General features: G+C 49.7%; 16 protein-coding genes. 8 read left to right on the top strand and 8 right to left on the bottom strand.

Annotated features, from left to right (window positions below; translation table 11 throughout):
* The first annotated feature begins 298 nt into the window (after positions 1-298).
* The 3 genes from ABEB26_RS14195 to ABEB26_RS14185 all read left to right on the top strand — a co-directional run bounded on the left by ABEB26_RS14195 (position 299) and on the right by ABEB26_RS14185 (position 4,750).
* Positions 299-2,902: a winged helix-turn-helix domain-containing protein gene (locus tag ABEB26_RS14195; RefSeq protein ID WP_345722690.1), complete on the top strand. Its 2,604-nt coding sequence runs from the start codon at positions 299-301 to the stop codon at positions 2,900-2,902.
* 104 nt (positions 2,903-3,006) lie between these two features.
* The gene (locus tag ABEB26_RS14190; protein ID WP_345722689.1) at positions 3,007-3,765 is read left to right on the top strand and encodes a DUF4386 domain-containing protein; all 759 of its coding nucleotides are present in this window, start codon (positions 3,007-3,009) and stop codon (positions 3,763-3,765) included.
* 22 nt (positions 3,766-3,787) lie between these two features.
* A complete protein-coding gene (locus ABEB26_RS14185) occupies positions 3,788-4,750 on the top strand; it encodes an NAD(P)-dependent alcohol dehydrogenase (protein WP_345722688.1) in 963 nt (320 codons plus the stop codon).
* A 60-nt stretch (positions 4,751-4,810) separates the two neighbouring features.
* On the opposite strand, the gene ABEB26_RS14180 is transcribed toward ABEB26_RS14185, so the two are convergent.
* The 3 genes from ABEB26_RS14180 to ABEB26_RS14170 form a co-directional block, all read right to left on the bottom strand.
* The gene (locus ABEB26_RS14180; RefSeq protein ID WP_345722687.1) at positions 4,811-6,466 is read right to left on the bottom strand and encodes an FAD-binding dehydrogenase; all 1,656 of its coding nucleotides are present in this window, start codon (positions 6,464-6,466) and stop codon (positions 4,811-4,813) included.
* Positions 6,467-6,799: 333 nt separating this feature from the next.
* A complete protein-coding gene (locus tag ABEB26_RS14175; RefSeq protein WP_345722686.1) occupies positions 6,800-8,326 on the bottom strand; it encodes a hypothetical protein in 1,527 nt (508 codons plus the stop codon).
* A gap of 71 nt (positions 8,327-8,397) precedes the next feature.
* Positions 8,398-10,104, bottom strand: coding sequence for a hypothetical protein (locus ABEB26_RS14170; RefSeq protein ID WP_345722685.1), 1,707 nt, complete (start codon positions 10,102-10,104; stop codon positions 8,398-8,400).
* Between the two features lie 391 nt (positions 10,105-10,495).
* On the opposite strand from ABEB26_RS14170, the gene ABEB26_RS14165 reads away from it, so the two are divergent.
* From ABEB26_RS14165 to ABEB26_RS14155, 3 genes are read left to right on the top strand one after another with little or no spacing between them, the layout of a single operon-like run.
* On the top strand, positions 10,496-11,635 hold the full coding sequence (locus ABEB26_RS14165) for an iron ABC transporter substrate-binding protein (protein ID WP_345722684.1): 1,140 nt from the start codon (positions 10,496-10,498) through the stop codon (positions 11,633-11,635).
* A gap of 51 nt (positions 11,636-11,686) precedes the next feature.
* Complete coding sequence (locus tag ABEB26_RS14160) at positions 11,687-13,264, top strand: ABC transporter permease (RefSeq protein WP_345722683.1); 1,578 nt, start codon at positions 11,687-11,689, stop codon at positions 13,262-13,264.
* Positions 13,248-14,303, top strand: coding sequence for an ABC transporter ATP-binding protein (locus ABEB26_RS14155; protein ID WP_345722682.1), 1,056 nt, complete (start codon positions 13,248-13,250; stop codon positions 14,301-14,303). Before ABEB26_RS14160 ends, ABEB26_RS14155 begins: the two co-directional genes overlap by 17 nt.
* Before the next feature lie 3 nt (positions 14,304-14,306).
* Here ABEB26_RS14155 and ABEB26_RS14150 read toward each other — a convergent pair whose 3' ends face one another.
* Positions 14,307-15,344 carry an HAF repeat-containing protein gene (locus ABEB26_RS14150; RefSeq protein WP_345722681.1) on the bottom strand — a complete coding sequence of 346 codons (1,038 nt, stop codon included), beginning with the start codon at positions 15,342-15,344 and terminating at the stop codon, positions 14,307-14,309.
* Between the two features lie 223 nt (positions 15,345-15,567).
* Positions 15,568-16,104, bottom strand: a complete 537-nt coding sequence (locus ABEB26_RS14145; protein WP_345722680.1) for an inorganic diphosphatase — start codon at positions 16,102-16,104, stop codon at positions 15,568-15,570.
* A gap of 183 nt (positions 16,105-16,287) precedes the next feature.
* Here ABEB26_RS14145 and ABEB26_RS14140 point away from each other — a divergent pair, with 183 nt between their 5' ends.
* Positions 16,288-17,715: a nitronate monooxygenase gene (locus ABEB26_RS14140; RefSeq protein WP_345722679.1), complete on the top strand. Its 1,428-nt coding sequence runs from the start codon at positions 16,288-16,290 to the stop codon at positions 17,713-17,715.
* Positions 17,716-17,783: 68 nt separating this feature from the next.
* On the opposite strand, the gene ABEB26_RS14135 is transcribed toward ABEB26_RS14140, so the two are convergent.
* The 3 genes from ABEB26_RS14135 to ABEB26_RS14125 all read right to left on the bottom strand — a co-directional run bounded on the left by ABEB26_RS14135 (position 17,784) and on the right by ABEB26_RS14125 (position 19,224).
* A complete protein-coding gene (locus tag ABEB26_RS14135; protein WP_345722678.1) occupies positions 17,784-18,017 on the bottom strand; it encodes a hypothetical protein in 234 nt (77 codons plus the stop codon).
* Positions 18,018-18,044: 27 nt separating this feature from the next.
* The gene (locus ABEB26_RS14130; protein ID WP_345722677.1) at positions 18,045-18,323 is read right to left on the bottom strand and encodes a hypothetical protein; all 279 of its coding nucleotides are present in this window, start codon (positions 18,321-18,323) and stop codon (positions 18,045-18,047) included.
* A gap of 169 nt (positions 18,324-18,492) precedes the next feature.
* Entirely contained in the window at positions 18,493-19,224 is a 732-nt protein-coding gene (locus ABEB26_RS14125) for a MerR family transcriptional regulator (protein ID WP_345722676.1), read from the bottom strand.
* Between the two features lie 299 nt (positions 19,225-19,523).
* Between ABEB26_RS14125 and ABEB26_RS14120 the strand changes: the two genes are divergently transcribed.
* Positions 19,524-21,761 (top strand): ATP-binding cassette domain-containing protein, encoded by a 2,238-nt coding sequence (locus ABEB26_RS14120; protein ID WP_345722675.1) that lies wholly within the window; start codon positions 19,524-19,526, stop codon positions 21,759-21,761.
* The last annotated feature ends 73 nt before the right edge of the window (positions 21,762-21,834 follow it).

Genomic DNA, 21,834 nt, shown 5'->3' with positions numbered 1-21,834 from the left:
TCATACAAGTTGACGTTGGGTTAACTACAAGCCTGTTTCATATTTGTTCATTTATGCCCATTGGCGTGGTAGCGGATTGTAAATTGAAATGATTTTGCTTGAACGATCATAGGTAGCCAGCAACTCGCCATGGCTATTGGCTGGCTGCACGATTAATGCCTTCAACCCCATGCAATGCTCTTAGGTTTATTTAGCTAGTAGCCATTGATTAGCTGCAACATAATGTCCTTGATTATAGCAAACGTGCTGGTTTGCGAGGCTGACATGAGCAGTTTGTTTTATAATTGAGGCCATGGTGATGCCAATATTAACGACCAAATTCTATATTCCGGTTCCGCGTTTCAATGGTGTCGTGCGCTCGCAGTTGCTCGAACGCTTGAAAGAGCGGCATGATCGGCGTTTAACGGTGGTGTCGGCTCCGGCTGGCTTTGGCAAAACAATGCTCGTAAGCCAATGGATTGCCAGTTGCAAGCAGCCTGTCGCTTGGCTGACGCTTGATCAAAACGATAATGATCTGGCGCGGTTTTTGGCCTATGTTGTCGCAGCCTTACAAACAATTGAGCCTGCATTTGGCTTAGAAATCATTCAACGTTTACAAGCCCCAGAATTGCCTTCGACTGAAACCTTGCTGCTCTTGTTGCTGAATCAGCTTGCAACCATCGAACAGCATTGGATTTTAGTGCTTGATGATTATCATTGGCTGACGGCCAAACCAATTGCTGCTGCAATGAGTTTGCTGCTTGAACGCTTGCCGCCTCAATTGCAACTGGTCGTTATTAGTCGTGAGGAGCCAGATTTGCCCTTGGCGCGGCTCCGGGCACGCCATCAATTAACTGAATTGCGTGTAGCCGATTTACGCTTTACAGTCGAAGAAGCCCACCAATTTCTCAGCCAAACAATGGAATTAGATCTTTTAGTATCCGAAAGCCAAACCCTTGCCGATCGAACTGAGGGCTGGATTGCAGGGTTGCAACTGGCGGCGATTTCAATCCAAGGCCAGCAAGCATCAAGCTTGCTGATCGATGGCTTTACTGGCAATCATCGGTTTGTACTGGATTATTTGCTTGAAGAGGTATTGCAGCAGCAACCTGCCGAGATCCAGACATTTTTGTTGATTACTTCGCTGCTTGATCGGATGTGTGGCTCGTTGTGTGAGGCGGTTTTGGCTGCTGCGCCTGCTTCGGGTGCGGCAACTTTAGCCTATCTTGAACGCGCCAATCTGTTTATCGTGCCGCTCGATCATGAACGGCATTGGTATCGCTATCACCATTTATTTGCCGATTTGCTGCGCCAGCGCTTGGCGACTAGCCCACAAGGCCTTGATCTGCCTACATTGCATCGACGGGCAAGCAGTTGGTATGAAGCTCATGGGTTTGGGATTGAGGCTTTTCGCCATGCTGCTGCTGCCAACGATTTTGCCCAGGTAGAACGGCTGATTGATCAGCAGATTTCGTTACACTTTCGCGGTACGGTCACAACCTTGCTCGATTGGTTAGCAACTGTGCCAAAAAGTGTTTTTGAGCAGCAGCCCTCGTTATGGTGGCGGCATGCGTCGTTGATGTTGATGCTTGGTCAAACCACTGGTGTCGCCGAAAAACTTGATGCTGCCGAAGCCGCGCTCCAAAGCTACCCCAACGATCACCAAACACGCAACTTAATTGGCCAGATTGCGGCGACGCGGGCAATTTTGGCGCTGGCTCACTATCAATTTGAGCTGACACTGGCTCAATCACAGCGAGCTTTAGCTTTTTTGGTGGCTGATAATGTATTTTCATTAACCTCAGCCTATTGGACTTTGGGGTTTGGCTATCTTGCCCATGGTGATCGAGCGGCGGCGCGGCAAGCCCTGACCAAAGCTGTTAGCCTCGCCCAAGCATCAGGCAGCACCTTTATCAGAATTCTGGCGACGATTGGTTTGGGCCAGGTGCAAGAATCGGAAAATCAGCTGTATCAAGCCGCTGCGACTTACCAGCAAATTATTGAATTGGCGGGTGAGCAACCACTGCAACTTATCTACGAAGCTTACTTGGGCTTGGCACGGATTTATTATCAATGGAATCAGCTTGAGACTGCTGAACGTTATGCCCAACAAAGCCTAGATTTAGCCCAGCAATATGACCGCTTGATTGATCGTTCGATTATTTGTGAACTTTGGCTGGTGCGCTTGCAACTGGCGCGGGGAGCCAACGATCAGGCTTCGTCCAAGCTGGCGCAACTGGCCCAAACTGTGCGCCAACAGAACTTTAGCCAGCGACTGCCGGAGATTATTACGACCCAGATTGGAGTGCTGTTGGCGCAAGCAGAGCTTCAGGCCGCCGCCGAATTAGCCCAAACAATTGATGCCCCATTAATTCAGGCCAAAGTTTTGCTCGCTCAGTCAAATGCGGCTGCTGCTTTGGAATTACTGCAACCCTTAATTCAGCAATTCCAAGCCAAGGACTGGCTTGATCAACAACTGCATGGGCTGATTCTGCAGGCCTTAGCGCAGCAGCAACAAGGCCAAAAAGCGCAAGCAAACCGCTCGTTGCAAGCGGCCTTGGCTTTGGCTGAACCAGGCGGCTTGATCCGAATTTTTATTGACGAAGGGCTGCCACTGAAACAGCTATTACGTGAGTTGATTGGACGTGGTTTGGGCAATGCCTATGCTCGCCAAATTTTAGCTGCCTATGCGCAAGTGCCGTTTATTCCAAACCCGCAAACTGCGCTGATCGAGCCATTGAGTGAGCGCGAGCTTGAGGTGTTGGGCTTGATTGCGGCTGGGCTTGCGAATCAGGCGATTGCTGATCAACTGTATCTTTCGTTGTATACGGTCAAAGCCCATGTGCGCAATATTTATGCCAAACTCAGCGTTAATCGTCGCACGTTGGCGGTGGCCAAAGCCCAAGAACTTGACATATTATAGAAATTTACTGATTAGTCCTTTACAATAGTTCTTTAGAGCTATGAGTTGCTGCTGCTTCATCGGCTATGCTGGCCCAAGCAATCATCGCTTGATGGAGAATAACAATGAAGCTTCAAACTGGACGAATCGGCCTTGCATACACTACCGAACAAACTCAACGAGATTTGGCTGGGCTACGGTTTAAATCGCGCATGGCTGGCGCAATCTATTTGTTAATTATCATTGGTGGCCTGTTTGCGGTCGGATTTGTGCCAGCCGCTCTGATTGTGGGCAATGATGCCGCGGCAACTGCCCTTAATATTCAAACCCAGCCTAGCCTTTATCGCATGGGCTTGGCGGTACATTTAATCATTGCCTTGTGCAATATTCCTTTGGCGGCGATTTTCTATGATCTGTTTCGGCTGGCAAACAAGAGCTTAGCGCGAATGGTGTTGTTTTTCATTTTGGTGGCCGTGGCGATCGAGAGTGTCAATTTGCTTAATCACTTTGAGCCATTAATTTTGTTGCAAAGTGTCCGCTATGCCAACGGAATTCCAAGCGAACAATTGTATTTGCATGCCGCCAGTGCCCTCGAATTGGAAACAACTGGCTTTAACCTGAGCTTGGCTTTTGTCGGCTGTTATTGCTTAACGGCGGGCATGTTAATTCTGTGCTCACAGATTTTACCGCGCTTGGTTGGGGTATTGTTGATGCTTGGTGGCGCAGCCTATGTGATCAATTGCTTTATTAGCATCCTTGCCCCAAGTGTTGCTGCTAGTCTTTTTCCCTTGATTCAAATTCCTTCGTTTCTGGGCGAAGCCTCGATTTGCCTTTGGCTGCTGATCAAAGGGGTGAAGGTTGATGCTAGTCAGAACGCTGGGTAAATTGAATATGCAAGGAATTTCGATGAAAGCGATACTTTTTTATGAATATGGCAACCCAAATGTACTTCAATTACGTGAAGTTGAACGCCCTACTCTTCAAGCGAATCACGTGTTGATCAAAGTCCATTCGGCCTCGATCAACACACTTGATTGGCATCAACTGACTGGGCCGATCATGATTCGCTTGTTGAATGGAGCCTTGCGTAAGCCAAAAATTAACACACTTGGCTTAGATGTCGCTGGCTGGGTTGAGGCGGTTGGCTCGCAGGTAACCAAATTTAAGCCTGGCGATGCGGTTTTTGGCACGACCCAAGGGTCATTAGCGGAATATGTATGTGCAACCGAAGATCAGCTGGTCTTGAAACCTGCGAATGTTGCATTTGAGGCGGCAGCGGCAACGCCCGTGGCAGCATTTACCGCAATGTATGCTCTGAGCGATTTGGGCAAGATTCAAGCTGGGCAGCGGGTGTTGATCAATGGCGCTTCGGGGGCGGTTGGCAGCTTTGCAATCCAAATTGCCAAAGCCTATGGCGCTGAGATAACTGCGATTTGCAGCCCACGCAATGCTGAAATTGCTCAATCGATCGGAGCCAGCGATTGGATTGATTATACCCGTGAGGATTTGCGCCAGCATAGTCACCGCTATGATCTGATTCTTGGAGTCAATGGCTATCAATCGATTTTCAACTATCGTAAAGCGCTCACGCCGACTGGTCGGTATATTGCAATTGGCGGTGCTTTGCCTCAAATTCTGCAAGCAGTCGCTTTGGGCCGCATACTATCGTTGGGTAGTAGCAAGACCTTGCAATTTCTGGGGGTTGCGCCAATTCGCCATACGACCTTACTGAAGCTCCAACAGTTGCTTGAATCAGGCCAACTTAAGCCTGTAATTGATCGCTGCTATACCTTGCCCGAGGCGGCTGAGGCATTGCGCTACCTTGGGGCGGGCCATGCACAGGGTAAAATTGTGATTAACGTGCTTTAAATGCTGGACTGAATTAGCTAGTGAGCGGCTTCAATTAGAGACTTGAAGCCGCTCACTTTATTAAGCCAAGGCCTCAGCCGCTGCTCTTCCGGCGGTGCGCCCCGAAAAAATACAGCCACCAAGGAAGGTGCCTTCGAGCGAACGATAGCCATGCATGCCACCGCCGCCAAAGCCTGCGACCTCACCAGCAGCATATAAACCGCTGATTGGCTGCCCATCTTGGCCAATTACCCGCGCCGAAAGATCGGTTTGCAAACCACCCAAGCTTTTGCGGGTCAGAATATTCAAACGCACGGCAATCAATGGTCCAGCGCTCCGATCTAAAATTTGGTGCGGTTTGGCGACCCGAATTAATTTATCGCCGATGTAGTTACGAGCACCACGTAAAGCCGTAATTTGCATATCTTTGGTAAATGGGTTGGTCATTTCGCGGTCGCGAGCCTGAATTTCGCGCTCGATCGCCGCCGCATCCAGCAATGGCTCAGCAGTCAGGGCATTCATACCTTTGATCAAATCGCCCAAATTATCGCGCACCACAAAATCGGCTCCATGGCGCTTGAAGGCCTCAACTGGCGGAGTAGCTCCTGGTAAGACCCGACTGAGCACTTGACGCACGCTTTTGTTGGTCAAATCGGGGTTTTGCTCTGAGCCAGAGAGCGCAAATTCTTTTTCGATAATTTTTTGAGTCAGAATAAACCAGCTATAGTCGTAGCCAGTGTGCATCAAATGTTTGAGTGTGCCAAGGCTATCGAAGCCCGGGAAGAGCGGCACAGGCAAACGCTGACCAAGCGCATCGAACCACATCGACGATGGCCCGGGCAAAATTCGAATCCCATGGTTGGTCCAGATTGGCTTCCAATTTTGCAAGCCCTCGGTGTAATGCCACATCCGATCAGGATTGATAATCGTGCCACCAGCGGCCTCGGTAATTGCCAACATGCGGCCATCAACATAATCGGGTACACCAGCCACCATGGTTTTGGGAGCTTGGCCCAGTCGTTCAGGCCAATTTTTGCGCACCAAATCGTGGTTTGCGCCAATACCACCTGAGGTTACAATTACCGCCTGCGCTTGAAATGTGAAACTGCCGACGATCTTGCGTGAGCTTGGTGCACCGCGTGGCAGGCTGCTTGGCTCCAAAATATCGCCTTCGATGCCCGCGATTGCCCCACCATTGAGCAATAATTGATTAACTCGATGGCGAAATTTCAGCGTGATCAAGCCTTTTTGGGCGGCAGCTCGCACTCGGCGTTCAAATGGCGCAACTACGCCCGGGCCAGTGCCCCAGGTAATATGAAAGCGTGGTACCGAATTGCCATGGCCGATTGCGCCATAGCCACCACGTTCAGCCCAGCCAACGACCGGGAAAAAGCGCATCCCTTGATCGTAGAGCCATTGGCGTTTTTCGCCAGCAGCAAAGGCTAAATAGGCCTCAGCCCACTTGCGTGGCCAATAATCCTCAGGCCGATCAAATGCGGCAGTTCCGAGCCAATCTTGCAATGCTAACTCATAAGAATCTTTGATTTTGAGGCGACGTTGTTCTGGGGAATCGACGAGAAACAAACCACCAAACGACCAAAATGCTTGACCACCAAGATTTTGCTCGGATTCTTGATCAACCAAGATCACCTTTTTGCCGGCATCGGCTAGCTCAGCAGCGGCCACCAGCCCTGCCAAACCTGCTCCAACAATGACCACATCGGCATCATAGTGCATGGGTGCTCCATTCTGCTGCATAAGGTATTTGGCTGATTATACGCCATTTTATTAGCCGCTACACTTAAATATAGAGTGTAGCTGTAATGGTTTATAGCGTTAAAATCAGTTCTCCTGTTCCCCAACCCCCAACCCCTCGCCCACTGCGGCGGGCGAGGGGCGCACTCCGAGCGCGGTTCCCCCTCGCCTCGCGGGCGGGAGAGGGTATCGCTGCTAAAGTCGGGTTTTGGATTCAGGCTCCCCCTCGCCTCGCGGGCGGGAGAGGGGGTTAGGGGGTGAGGGCATGCAGTTCATTGCCCACCCAATGAACCATTACATGTAGCGGCCTAAGGTTTAGCGATGGCAATTACGACAAAGCAATGGGGTTTGATGATATTGCTCAAGTTGAGCAACTGAGAATTGCTCACTTGGCGTTAGTTTGGCGCTTTGGCAATTGTTGCTGGCAAAGCTGTTGGGCGTATCGGCGTTATCGAACATAAAGCTAAAATCGCTGGCCAGTTTGGGGTTGCAACCAGCCTTGGCGCTCGCTGCAATATTGGCGTAGACATGGCAATTTAAGCAATCTTGCTGTTGGACATAGGTTTCCATGGTGGTGTTGCTCACGTTTTGCGGGCCACTTGAGGTAAATTGGAATTGACTGATATTAATTGGTGCGGTTGCTCCAGCGCCAGGTTGGCCTGCTAGGCTGGCTTTGGGCCAACGTACATTGACCAACTGATAATATTGCCAAACTGAATCGCTGTTGGTTTGAGCAATCAAGGTTTGAACTGCTTGATTCAGGCTGACTACATCGTTAGGCAATGGTAAAACTCGCTCAACTTGAACTGGTTCTAGGGTTGGCACACCTGGTGGCGTGGCGGTTGGCAAGGGAGTTGCATTCGGGCTGCATGGGTCGGGCAAGGCACAAACTGGATTATAAAAACTATAGGCTTGTTGATCGGGCAGGCTGGATTGAGGCACATTGTCAATTTGTTCGAAAGTTGACCACATCAATTGTTGCATATTCGGTGTGCGCCGAATGATGTGCAAGCCGACTAAGCCCATAGTAGTTGGGCCAACGCAGGTATTCGTATCAGCATCGTAAAGCATGGCGAGGGTGGTTTTATAACGGCTGGTGATGTTGCTTGGCTGATTATCAAGAATGCGCCAAGCCGCCTTAATTTCGATCGCGCCATCGCTGCCATAGCTGCTTGTGCCAACTGGCAGCATAATGCCCTGAGTTTCGGCGACGTTGGCCTGCACATCGGCGTTATAGAGCAAGGTTTGGGTGATGTACTCAAATTCATCGCGATTCATGCGCTTTTCGTAATGCACCATATTGCTCTGTTGATCGACCAGAATTTCACCGCTAGCTTGGAGTGAATCGGGAATCAAATCGTCGAATTTTGAACCCATATTCAATACTTTGATATCTGGTAGGTTACGACCAGCTAGTTGGGGTTGGCATGGCGAAGGAATCAGATCGTTGGCATTCCAAGCGGCGGGAGTTTGGGCTTTCGGCAAAAAGACATCAGTATTAAGTTTGTAGGTTTGCCAAACTGTTGGCGCGAGATCGTTTGGCTCACCAAAACTGCTAGCAGACTGATTTTGGTCAGGCTGGCCACGCTCGTTGGGGTCGGCATCCCAATTGAGGGCGATGAAATTTTGCCAGGCAAAGCAATTAACCACACTTTGTTCGCTAATGATGATATCGGCTGGTAGCGTTGAGCTAATACTTGGTTGATTGAAACTACAGCTAAAACTTGGCGCTACTACCCCAACGGCATTGGGCGCTGGAACAACCGTGGCCGTGCTGACACCACAACCAACGAGCCACCAAATTAACAGCAAACTGGCTAGGCTTTGTTTGCGGATTTGCATTGCAATTACTCCGATCTGAAACAACAAGCACGGCCTACGCCGTGCTTATTCTCCCGATTAATCAACCAATTTTAGGCTTTGTCAACAATATTCAAGAGGCTTGGAATCCATGGCACACCGCCAATTGGTGCTTCTTTATCGAGATTGACCACCCGCAGATTGCGATCACCCAGCGGCGCATTGGCATCAACCGTCAAGGTAAATAGATACACTTGGGTGCTACCACCAGAGGTTTGGCCAGGCGAACCAGAATTATCGTTGATATATTGTTCGATCACGACTGGTGCAATTCCATCAGGCGGTGAAAATTCGATGCTGGCGTTTTCTAAGCCGCCCTGCACCACCAGCGCCATCAATGTGCTTGAACCTTGGGGCACGCTCGGTGAGAGATCGATCGGGCTGTTGGCTTGGTAGAGATCGTTGGGCAGAAATTGAACAGGCCATGGCTGCAAATTTGGATACGTACTATCCATCACCACCACACATGGGCGCGGATGTTGCGGTACGGGGTTGCTTCCGCTGGTTGGCAACGGTGCGGTGCTTGCTCGCAAGGCAATCATAAACGTGCGAGCAATTTGGCCAGCCCATTGCAATGGCTCTTGTTTGCCCGTTTGTGGGTCGGTAATCAAAATATCACTGGCCTGCATACCTTCGGGAACGGTAAAGATGGCATGCAAGATTGAGTCGTTGCCATTACCTGGGCTAACCCGATTGACCTCGCCACGGGTTACTTGCCATAAATTCGCCACTGGATAATCGGGCTGATTGTTCACCGCCCATAATTTGATATTGGGGCTTTGAATATACAAGCCAACGGGATCGGTCAGTGTGATCGCAGTTTGGCCATTGACCGCCACTTGATTGGCTAATTGCCCAATGTGTGGGTCGCTATTGCGGCGGGGTCGGCCATATTGGCTACAACAAATCAACGTTTGGGGGTCGGTGTTACCACAGGTGCGGGCAATTGTCGCCGCCGCCGCTAGATACATTTCGGCGCTAAGGGTATTCGGGCCGCTGGTCAAATGCATTGCCCCACCACGATCTGCCAATTGCGTGGTATCACGATTCCATTTGTTGGTCGGATCATAGGCATAATCGTTGGTCAATGGGTCGAATATCGGCTTGCCATTGGGATCAAGCAAATACAAATCTTCGCGCTGAACCGCCGGATTGATCACTTGCTGATAGAGTTTGACCACCAGATCAGGATTGACTTGCCACAAGGTGAACCAATAGGCGGGATTTTCGCAGGTGAACATGACACTACGCAATTGCCCATCGGGATCATAGCGAATGCTCCACTCGCAATATTCATCGAGCCAGCCGCGTGAGCCAGTTGGGGTATAGCCAATTAATCTGCCCTGCCAGTTATTGTTAGGACAAAGTTGTTGTGGTACTTGCAGATCACCGATCGGCGTTGTTACTCCGTTAATCGTAATTGCGCCAGCATCGGCTAGCGCAAAAATTTGGTCGGTGCTCAATTGCTCGTTGGCAGGTGCTTGGGGATCTTGGAAGAAGTTAAATAATCGATTGGGAAACGGATTCCAAGTGATTGGCACAGGATTTGCAGCATTCAACGAGGTAGTTAATGGATTGACATAATAGTAGCGATTATCATCGTACTGGTTCGACCAAGGATTGCCGACAATCGATTGGTTGGTCCAACGATTGAGATTATTGTTCCATTGCTCGTTGAACTGGTCAAGGCCATCGAGGTCGTTGCCAAAATCTTTTTCAGCTTGATACCCCGGCGAGTGGAAGCGTTCCAAGGTTGCCATTGAGCATACTCCTTTTGGTTAACCGCTCTTCCCAACCGCTGTGTCAGGTCTCATGCACACTGAATTAGGGTTATGCTGGAATGGGCATGCCCTTCATGATGTAACGCAGGTAATCAATGTTTCCATGGCTGGTTACTTAATTAACGTTGCACTTGATTCAATCTTGAACATGATTAATTAAGTTTTAGCAATTAAAAAATAATCAGCTAAATTGTGTATTATAGTGCTGGAATAGAAGTCTCCAAGGCGCAATTATTTGACATGAGCAATCGTGGGCGTTATACTTCCGCCTGATAAAAACTGTTTTTTCAGAAGAAATAGTTTTTAGCATATGCATAAATACTTGCTAAAACTTGCTCAATAATCGAGCAAGCTGGCTAAGGAGTACTTCGTGAAACTTGTGCGTTCATTGATGCTGTTGCTCTGTCTGAGCATTGTGATTGCAGCTTGTGGTGGGGAAGCAACCCCAACAGCTGTCCCAGCACCAACCACCGCTGCAGCAACTCCAACCACCGTGAGCGCAGCCGAGGCTACCGCTACGGTCGAAGTGACCGCTGTTGCTGAGGTTTCGCCAACCGTGCCAACCACCACCACAACTGAGCCAGCTGGCGGCAGTTTGGTTGTCTATTCAGGGCGTTCAGAAAGCTTAGTTGCTCCTTTGTTGGAGCTTTTTACCCAAGAAACTGGGATTGCCGTCGAAGTGCGCTATGGCGATACTGCCGAGATGGCCGCGCAAATTCTTGAAGAAGGCGATAATAGCCCAGCCGATGTGTTCTTCGGCCAAGATGCTGGGGCTTTGGGCGCATTGAGCGATCGCTTTGTGACGCTTGATCGTTCATTGTTGAATTTGGTTGATCCACGTTTTGTTTCAAGCGAAGGTACATGGGTTGGTGCTTCGGGTCGGGCTCGGGTTTTGGTTTATAACACCGATGTCTTGACCAGCACCGATTTGCCAGCTTCGATTCTCGATTTGACCAAACCAGAGTGGAAAGGTCGGGTCGCTTGGGCTCCAACCAACGGTTCGTTGCAAGCTTTCGTCACTGCTTTGCGCGTCAGCCAAGGTGAAGATGTAGCCAAACAATGGCTCGAAGGCATGATTGCCAACGACGTTAAAGTGTATGAATCGAACTCAGCGATTGTCAAAGCAGTTGCGAGTGGCGAAGTTGATACTGGCTTGGTCAACCACTACTACTTGTTTGCCTTGAAAAAAGAGCAACCTGATGCCAAGGCTGCCAACCACTACTTCGGCAATGGCGATATTGGCTCATTGGTGAATGTTGCTGGCGTGGGCGTGCTCAAAACTGCCAAAAATCCTGAAGCCGCTCAAATCTTTGCTAATTATTTGTTGAGCGACGGTGCCCAACTCTATTTCGCCGATAAAACCAATGAATATCCCTTGGTGGCTGGAATTATTACCAACCCAGCAATTAAGCCATTGGGCGAAATCATTACCCCAAACATCGATCTGAGCAATTTGAAAGATTTGCAAGGAACCTTAGAATTGTTGCAAGATGTTGGGGCTATTCAATAAGCACGTGATTGCAAGCCTAGCTTGCTAGATTGAGCTATGGTTTTTAAACATTTGCGCTTTCGATCTCGCCGTTGGTCAGCACTGTTCTTAACAATCAGTGCTGGCCTAATTGCGTTAATCATGGTTTTGCCAGTTGGCTACTTGCTGTTACGCACCAGCGAGGCCGGCTCATCAGCATGGGCACAATTACAACGCCCTAGTACCTTGCGAGTGTTCACTGGCTCGGCGTTGCTGGCAATTACGGTGACTGCTGGCTCACTCTTGATCGGCTTGCCCTTGGCATGGCTGACCACCCGCACCAATTTACCAGGAGCGCGAATTTGGCTAACATTAATTATGCTGCCAATGGCGATTCCTTCTTATATCGGGGCATGGGCGATTATTGCAGTGTTGGGGCCGCGCGGTTTGGTACAGCAATGGCTCGAACCTTTGGGGGTTGAGCGCTTGCCCGAAGTCTATGGCTTTTGGGGCGCTGCTGGAGCCTTGATTCTGTTTGGCTATCCCTACATTGTGTTAAATGTGCGGGTTGCCTTGCGCAAACTCGACCCTGCGCTAGAAGAAGCTGCCCGTTCGCTCGGTCAACGCTCAAGCCAAATTTTCTGGCGGATCACCCTGCCACAGTTGCGCCCAGCCTTGGCAGCAGGTAGTTTGTTGGTGATCTTGTATGCCTTGAGCGATTTCGGCGCAGTTTCGTTATTGCGCTACAATTCGTTTACACGAGCGATTTATTTGCAATATCGCGCTTCGTTTGATCGAACTGGGGCGGCGGTGTTGTCGTTGTTGCTGGTTGGTTTGGCCTGTGGTTTATTGGCCGCCGAAGCCTTGAGTCGTGGCCGTGCCCGTTATTATCGCTCGTCGGCTGGGGTTAGCCGCCAACCCAAATTGGTTGCGCTAGGAGTTTGGCGTTGGCCTGCCTTAATCTTTTGCGCGATTGTGGTGGTGTTTGCGGTCGTTTTGCCAATTGTGGCAATCGTAGCGTGGCTGATTATCGGCCTACGAGCAGGCCAAACTTGGAACTTGCAACTAACAGATTTAGCCAATTCACTGCTCGCTGCTAGTTTAGCGGCCTTAGTCACGATTATTTTGGCCTTTCCAGTGGTTTTCTTAGCCGTGCGCCATCCCAGCCGATTGACCAGTTTGATTGAGCGAGCAACCTATATTGGCTATGCACTGCCTGGAATTGTGGTCGCACTAGCGTTAGTCTTTTGGGGTGCTAATTATCTGCCTTGGGCCTACCAAACCTTGGGCTTGTTGATTTTGGCCTATGCTGTGCGCTTTTTGCCGCAAGCGATTGGCAGCCTACGCACCAGTTTATTGCAAATTAATCCGCGCTTGGAAGAAGCAGGGCGTTCGCTTGGGCAGCCAGCTTGGCGAGTGGTGCTGAGTGTTACCTTGCCATTATTACGTCCAGGCATTATTTCGGGCGCAGCCTTGGTGTTTCTTTCGACCTTGAAAGAATTACCAGCAACCTTGCTCTTGGGGCCAACTGGCTTTCATACCTTGGCCACCGATATTTGGAACAACACTGCCGAATTACGTTTTTCCCAGACCGCCTTACCAGCGTTATTGTTGATGGTCGCAGCAGGTGCTTCGTTGGCATTGCTGCTGGCCAATGAACGCAAGACGTGAGATCACAACCATGCACACAGCCAATTTAGCCATTAACTGTCGGGGAGTTAGCAAAACCTTCAATGCCACTACCGTTCTAGATCAGGTTGATTTTCAGCTGCCCCAAGGCAGTTTGGGGGCATTGCTTGGGCCTTCGGGTTGCGGCAAAACTACCTTACTGCGCTTAATTGCTGGATTTGAAACCCTTGATCAAGGCCAGATTTGGCTTGGTGAGCGCGAAATTGCCAACAGCAAAAGCCAAGTTCCGCCTGAGCAACGCCAGATTGGCATGGTGTTTCAAGAGTATGCCTTGTTTCCGCATCTGACCGTGGGCCAGAATATTGGCTATGGCTTGGGTCGTCAAGCTAACAAACAGCAACGGATTGATGAATTGCTGGAATTAGTCGGCTTGGAAGGTTTGGCCCAACGCATGCCCCATGAGCTTTCGGGCGGTCAACAACAGCGGGTCGCTTTGGCGCGGGCCTTAGCTCCCAAACCTCAATTATTACTTCTCGATGAGCCGTTTTCCAACCTCGATGCAGGCTTGCGTGACCAAGTGCGCACGGCTACCAAACAGATTTTGCGCCAAGTTGGGGCGACCGCCCTGTTTGTAACTCACGATCAAGAAGAAGCCTTGAGTTTAGCTGATCAAGTGACGGTGATGCTTGGTGGCAAGGTGCTGCAAAGTGCTAGCCCACATGAACTTTATTTGCGCCCAACCAGCCAAGCTGTGGCACAGTTTGTGGGCGAGGCCAACTTTTTGCCTGGGGTTGCACGTGAAAATCGGGTTGAATGTGCGTTGGGCCAGTTGCTCTTAACTAAACCAATGCATGGCCCAGTGACTCTGATGATTCGGCCTGAGGCACTGAATCTTGTGCCCGATCCTAGGGGTCGTGGCCAAATTTTAGGCCAACGCTTTTATGGCCATGATCAACTGCTTGATCTCCAGATTGGCGATTTGATGATTGCGGCGCGAACTGGCCCGCGACTTGATCTTGCGCCCAAGATGCAGGTGAGCGTGAGTGTTCAGGGGCCAGTTGTCGCATTTCAATCAATTTAATGGCTATGGCTCAAGTTGCCAGAGCATACCAACAGTAGTAGAAGCACTATCATCGCTAGCGATATCGTAGCCGACAATTTGATTGGCTTCGTTAATTGAGGTTGCGATGGTTTGATGTTCGTTCGGGCCTTGGCTGAATGGCCCCATGCGTAACACTGTGCCGTTGCGCCAAACAGTTGCGGCCAGTGGAGTGCTATCATCGCCACTAAAACCCACAATTGTGCCAGCATCATTAATATCGTTGGCCGTGCTATATTGGTTCAATCCCGCGCTTAAATCGGTGGTTACGCCGTTTTGCCATAAGAAGGCATGGCGTTGGCCATCGCTCAATTCCATCATGCCAACCACTTGTTCGCTGTTATTGACCGCGTAGGCATAGCTTTTGACTCCAGGTACGCCAAGATCAATAATTGCGCCATTTTTCCACATACAAGCCCGAGTTTCACCGCTGGCATTGGTGCTCCAACCAACAATCACCTTATTGTCGTTGATCTCGTTGGCGGTACTATAATTGCCGCCAAGCGTGCCAAGATCGCTCATTGTGCCGCGATACCACATAAAAGCATGGGTTGCGCCATTGCTGGTGGTGCTGCGCCCGACCACTCGTTCACCATTACTCACATCGAGCGCAGTGCTAACTCTGCCGCCGAGTGTGCCAAGATCGAGCATTACCCCTTCGCGCCAGTAGAAGGCGCGGCGTTGATTGGCGTTGGTGCTGCTTTCGCCAACGACATAGCCAGTGTCGTTGATGCCATAGCCATAGCTTTGATCGCCGCCGAGCGTGCCAAGATCAGTCAGCGTGCCCCGTCGCCATACAAAAGCACGAATCTCTGAGAACTCGGTTTCTGCAGTACCAGCAATTCGCCCAAAATCATTAATATCGCTGGGGTAGCTATCGTGACCGCCCAGCGTGCCAAGGCTTTGGTAGCTATAGCCTGTATTTGGGCTTTGCGCTTGAAGCGCAGGAGTTTGAAATTGTAAACCTGCGAGTACTGTAATTATCAATCCGCCCAAACTTACGATCTTTCCAACTGAAGCCATCGATCCATCCTCCGGAAACTCTGCTTGGGCGGGTTGTAGTGCTAAAACGAAGAGTTTGTTGGTTAATGTCAGTTTGGCTAATGGGCTGATTATGGGCCATGACTTACAGATGAGGGCTTAGGATTCAGAGGTCAGGGGCTAGGCGTTAGCGCAGACTATTGACTATGCGACAGCTGTGCCCCTCACCCGCCGCAGTGGGCAAGGGGCCAAGTGGGAAACTTAATTATTCAGCTTTGCGGAAATTTTCGTTGTACAGTTGAATCGAAGCTTGGACGCGTTGTTTAGCGGCCTCGGCTCCTTGCCATTCGCCAACTTGCACGGTTTTGTTTTCTAAGGCTTTGTATGAAGCAAAGAATTGGGTCACTTCTTTGATGAAGTGGGGGGGCACATCGGCCAAATCTTTGATATTGGCAAAATAGGGATCGTTGGCGGGCACGGCCAGAATTTTATCGTCGTTTTCGCCACCGTCGATCATGCCGAATACGCCAATTGGGCGGGCTTCAACCAAACAACCAGGGAAGGTTGGGAAGTTGAGCAGCAAAATCACATCCAGCGGATCGCCATCTTCGCAGTAGGTTTGCGGAATCAAGCCATAATCGCCGGGGTAGTAAACGGCTGATGAAAGCACCCGATCAAGCTTGACCAAACCTGTATCTTTATCGATTTCATACTTGTTGCGTGAGCCACGGGGAATTTCAATCACAACGTTAATAACTTCTGGCGCATCGTCGCCAAATGGCACATCATGCCAAATATTCACAGGGAATTCCTCCATAAATGCGTTGTCAAAACGGCGCAACTATACCATGTTTTTAGCCTAATGCAATGCGTTTGACGCACTGCATTGTAGAGAAATCTGCCACAAGGGGCTATAATTCACTACGTTGTGGCTAATAGGATAGCATACAATCACGCAATAGCTTACTAAACATGGAGCAGCCTCATGCGTTTTCCCATTGTAATTCAAGGCGGAATGGGTGTCGCCGTATCTGATTGGCGGCTGGCCAAGGCCGTTGCAAGTGCAGGTCAACTTGGCGTAGTTTCTGGAACCGGGATCAATGTAGTGCTTGCTCGGCGTTTGCAAGAGGGCGATCGCGATGGGGCGATGCGTCGAGCATTGGCTCAGTTTCCAATTGCTGGCTATGTCGAGCGCATTCTCGAGCGCTATTTTATAGAAGGTGGTAAGCCTGCCGATCAGCCGTATAAAGCTGTGCCGATGTACACCGCCGTACCTTCGGCAGAATGGCAGATTTTGAATGTTGTCGCCGCGTTTGTCGAGGTATTTTTGGCTAAAGAGGGCCATGCCGGGGTGGTGGGCATCAATTTGCTCGAAAAGGTGCAAATGCCCAATCTATCGGCTTTGTATGGCGCAATGTTGGCCGATGTTGATTATGTACTGATGGGTGCGGGTATTCCGCGTGAAATTCCTGGTGTGCTTGATCAGTTTGCGGTTGGCGAGGCTGCTAGCCTGAATATTTACGTTGAGCAAGCTGGGGCCGATGATAAATTAGTTGTGCATTTCGATCCACGTGAGATGTTCGATAATCCGCCAGCGTCGCTCAAACGCCCAGAATTTTTGGCGATTATTGCCTCGAACACCTTGGCGATTGCCTTGGCCAAAAAAGCGACTGGTAAAGTTAATGGCTTTATCGTCGAAGGCCCGACCGCTGGCGGCCACAATGCTCCGCCACGGGGTCAAGCGGTTTTCAATGAACGCGGTGAGCCAGTCTATGGCCAGCGCGATGTGGTCGATTTGGTCAAGTTGCAAGATTTAGGGTTGCCCTTCTGGCTGGCTGGCTCATATGGTTCGCCTGAGCGTTTGGCCGAAGCTTTGGCCAGTGGTGCGGTTGGCATCCAAGTTGGCACAGCTTTCGCTTTATCCAACGATTCAGGGTTTAGCCCTGAGATTCGCCAATCGTTGTTGACTGATATTGCCAATGACAGCTTAAATATTTATACTGATGCCTTGGCTTCACCGACCGGTTTTCCATTTAAAGTTGCCGAACTCAATACGACGCTAGCTTTGGAGCCAACCTACAAAGAACGGCCACGGATCTGCGATTTGGGTTATTTGCGAGTGGCCTACCCGCGTGAAGATGGTACGATGGGCTTTCGCTGTCCAGCCGAGCCAGTCGATCAATATGTCAAAAAGGGCGGTGATATCAACGATACAACTGGGCGTAAATGTTTGTGTAATGCCTTATTTGCCAATATCGGCATGCCTCAGCAACGCAAAGAGTATACCGAGCAAGCCTTGGTGACGCTAGGCGATGATATCAAAACTGTCTCGGCCTTGCTCGAATTGCATCCCCAAGGCTTTAGTGCGGTTGATGTGTTGGAATATTTGTTGGCCGCCGTGCCACAGCAATAAACCAAGTTCAAGCCGATAATGATTGAAAGCAGCAGCAATCATGGTGGTGATTGCTGCTGCTTTTTCGGTTAAACGGCCAACGTTGGTGGCGTTGGGGGCGTAAATTGGGCAACCATTTGCTCCAAAACCGTCGTCATTGTTTCATCAAAAGGGATTTCGTTGGTTAGGGTGGCAAATAAAAGGTTAGCACAGGCGCAAACTTGGCTATCGACATCACTTGAGAGATCAGCTTGAACTGCGATGGTCATGCTAATTGCATCGATTTTCAAAAATAAATCAGCCAACAATCCTTGCATTTGCATAAATCGGCTCCTTATCTACTTTATTGACTAAGCACACATTGCCAATCGGGTTGGAGCAAAAGCTTTTTCGCTGGCACATAAGGCCTGAATCAAGCGCCGATTGGCGGGGATTTGCTGGTGCAGGGTTAATTGCATCATTTGAATGAGAACTTTGGCTTGACGCACGCGCAGGCTTGAAATCGAATGTTGGCTTTGCAACGTCCAAATCAGCTGTTCTAACTCGCGAATTGCGCCTTCTAACGAGGCATAGGGATCGCGAATTTCAGCCAATAATTGGTTGAAGCGTTGTTCTTGCTCAGGGGTCATGGCGTTTCCTCCGATAAGCTATCCAATAGTCTCTGCTGTATATAGATGCAGAAACATATTTTTTTTTGCACGCTTCGCTCAATTTCGCCAAAATTGCTGTAAATGTGGTTTAGATATGAGATATTTGAAACATTTGTGCTATAATTAACTTGATAATTTGAAGTAATGACTAAATAATACTCATTGGTTTCAGCGGCAAATAGCTTTGGATATAGCTCACTAAAGCTGTGTTTGCTTGTAAACATTCCCAGCTTTGTTGGGCCAAAGCGGCACGGCGCTGTTCGATGGCGGCGACAGCCCGTTGGGGTTGTTGTTGATCAAGCGTCTCCAAGGTTGTGCGAATCGAGCTAAAATCGGCATTAGCTTGACGTAATAAAACGATAATTCGTAGACGGCGCAATTGGCGTTCATCGTAATAGCGGTAGTTGTTTGAGGCTTGGCGAATCGGCTGCAATAGGCCTTGTTGCTCCCAAAAGCGCAAGGCCGAGATGGGCACACCCACCGCTTTAGCAGCCTCACCGACCAAGATGCGCTGGGTGTGGCGTGGACTGGGCGGCAGTTGATCAGCAACGGCTTTGAGCAAGGTCAGAGTTTGATCAAGCTGCTGACGAATAGTGTCGAGCTTGGCATGATGTTGGTTGATCAGATTAAACGCTGTTTGATGATCGGCTTGATGCAATGCCGCCATAATTTGCTGAGCGTTGCACCAACCATAACCCTTGATCACCTGATGGGCAGTTTTGAGCGCATCGATATGGTGTTGGGTATATTGGCGATAGCCGTTGGAGCCACGTTCGACGCTGGGCAAAAAGCCCTCAGCTTGGTAATTACGCACCTGCTGAACACTGACATTAATCGCTTTAGCTAGGTCAACGGTGCGGAAATAACGCCCAACATTCATGTTAAACCCTCATATGAAAATTGAGACTTTGATCGGTAATTTGAGCGTAAAAAGGAGCTTTGATCACCTAAAACTCCCTACACTTGCATCTATGTTCTAGAATAAATTCGGATCACAAGTGTAGCACGTTACGGAGCTAGTGATTGTGGTTATATGCCCTCACCCCCTAACCCCCTCTCCCACCCAGCAGGCGAGGGGGAACCACTAAACAAAAAGCCCCTCGCTCGCCGCAGTGGGAGAGGGGGTGGGGTGAGGCCATGAACTAAGCGACCAGAGATTTGTAGTTATCAAGGAGTCTGATGATGCAGGATCGAGCGTTTATTGAGGTGTATGGCGCACGCGAAAACAACCTCAAAAATATTTCCTTGAATATTCCAAAACAACGGGTGACAGTCTTTACCGGAGTCTCTGGTTCGGGGAAATCGTCGTTGGTCTTTGATACGATTGCCGCCGAGGCTCAACGCCAACTCAATGAAACCTTTACCTTTTTTGTGCAAGGCTTTTTGCCGCATTATGGCCAGCCCGATGTCGAGCGGATCGAACATCTCAACTCGCCAATTATCATCGACCAAAAGCGGGTTGGCGGTGGTTCGCGCTCAACCGTCGGAACCTACACCGATATTGCGGTGTTGCTGCGCTTGCTATTCTCGCGGATTGGTCAGCCTTATGTTGGGCCTGGCTATGCCTTTTCGTTCAACACGCCCCAAGGTATGTGCCCCGAATGTGAAGGCATTGGCAAAACGGTTCAGCTGGATATGGATAAATTGCTTGATCGCAGCAAATCGCTGAATGAGGGCGCGATTTTGCATCCCGAATTCAAAGTTGGCAAGTGGATGTGGAAGATGTATCCACTTTCTGGTTTGTTCGATAACGATAAGCCAATTCGCGATTATAACGAACAGGAATTGCAAGCATTTTTGTATGGCGCTGATCTTAAGGTTTCATGGGGCGAATTTAGCTCGAAATATGAAGGTTTGCTGGAACGTTTCGAGCGCATGTACCTCAAAAAAGATGCAGCAGCCATGTCCGATCGCAATCGAGCGGTGTTTGAGCAATTTACCTCCTCGCAAATCTGCCCACTTTGTCATGGCGGGCGTTTGACCCAAGCAGCGCTGAATTGTCGGATTGCTGGCCGCAACATTGCCGAATTAGCCGATTTTGAAGCGACTGATTTGATTAGCTTTTTGGCTGATGTTACTGATCCAATTGGCGATCGGGTGGCGGCCAAGTTGTTGGAGCGCATGCAGCAACTAGTGGATATTGGCTTGGGCTATTTGAGCTTGAGCCGCGAAACCTCGACGCTCTCTGGCGGCGAATCACAGCGGGTCAAGATGATTCGGCATCTTGGCAATAGCTTAACCGAAATGCTCTATATTCTCGATGAGCCAAGTGTGGGCTTGCATGCGCGTGATGTGGCACGGCTGAATCGTTTGTTGCAACAGTTACGTGATAAAGGCAATACCGTGCTGGTGGTTGAGCATGATCCCGATGTGATTGCGATTGCCGACCATATTGTCGATATTGGGCCACGCGCAGGTGTGCACGGCGGTGAGGTGGTGTTTGAAGGTAGTTATGCTGATCTCAAGCGTTCAAATACGCTAACTGGGCGCTATTTGCAGCAAGCAGTGCCAACCAAACAGCATTCGCGCCAGCCAACTGGCTACTTGCCGATTGTTAATGCCAATTTACATAATCTCAAAAATGTCAATGTCAATATTCCTACTGGCGTGCTGACCGTGGTGACAGGTGTAGCTGGCTCAGGCAAAAGCACCTTAATTAATGAAGTCTTTTTGAGCCAACACCCTAATGCAATTGTGATCGATCAATCACGGGTGACTGCTAATAGCCGTTCGGCTCCGGCCACCTACACCGGAATTATGGATGATATTCGCCAGACCTTTGCCAAGGCCAATGGAGTGAGCGCCTCGTTATTCAGCTTCAACTCGACCGGTAGTTGCGATAATTGTAATGGCTTGGGCTTGGTCTATACCGATTTAGCCTTTATGGAAGGGATTTCCTCAACCTGTGAAATTTGTGAAGGCAAGCGTTTCAAAGCCGAAGTGCTCGAATATCAGCTGCGTGGCAAATCGATCAGCGATGTGTTAGATATGACCGCCGAGGAAGCACTCGATTTCTTCAGCGAAAAGAAGATCAAGCCTGTGCTGCAAGCTATGAACGACGTTGGTTTGAGCTATTTGAAACTTGGTCAACCACTTAGCACCATCTCTGGCGGTGAGGGTCAGCGGCTCAAGTTGGCAACCGAATTGCACAAAAAGGCCAGCGTTTACGTGATGGACGAGCCAACCACAGGTCTGCATCGCTCGGATATTGGGTTGCTGATGGGGATTATCGATCGCTTAGTTGATCTCAAGAATACGGTAATTCTGATCGAACATCATTTGGATATTATTCGCCAAGCCGATTGGATTATCGACATCGGGCCTGAGGGCGGTAGCGCTGGCGGCGAAATTATTTTTGAAGGCCCACCGTTGGCCTTGAAAGCTTGTCAACGCAGTATTACCGCCAAATTCCTCTAAGTTAGTAAGGAGTGAGAGGTGAAATGTAACCGCGAAGCACACGAATTGTGAGTTGGTTGAAATTTTGGAATGT

This window comes from Herpetosiphon gulosus, assembly GCF_039545135.1.
Taxonomy (GTDB): domain Bacteria; phylum Chloroflexota; class Chloroflexia; order Chloroflexales; family Herpetosiphonaceae; genus Herpetosiphon; species Herpetosiphon gulosus.
The sequence above is the reverse complement of the archived record's forward strand: the minus strand, read 5'-3'. Positions and strand labels throughout refer to the sequence as shown.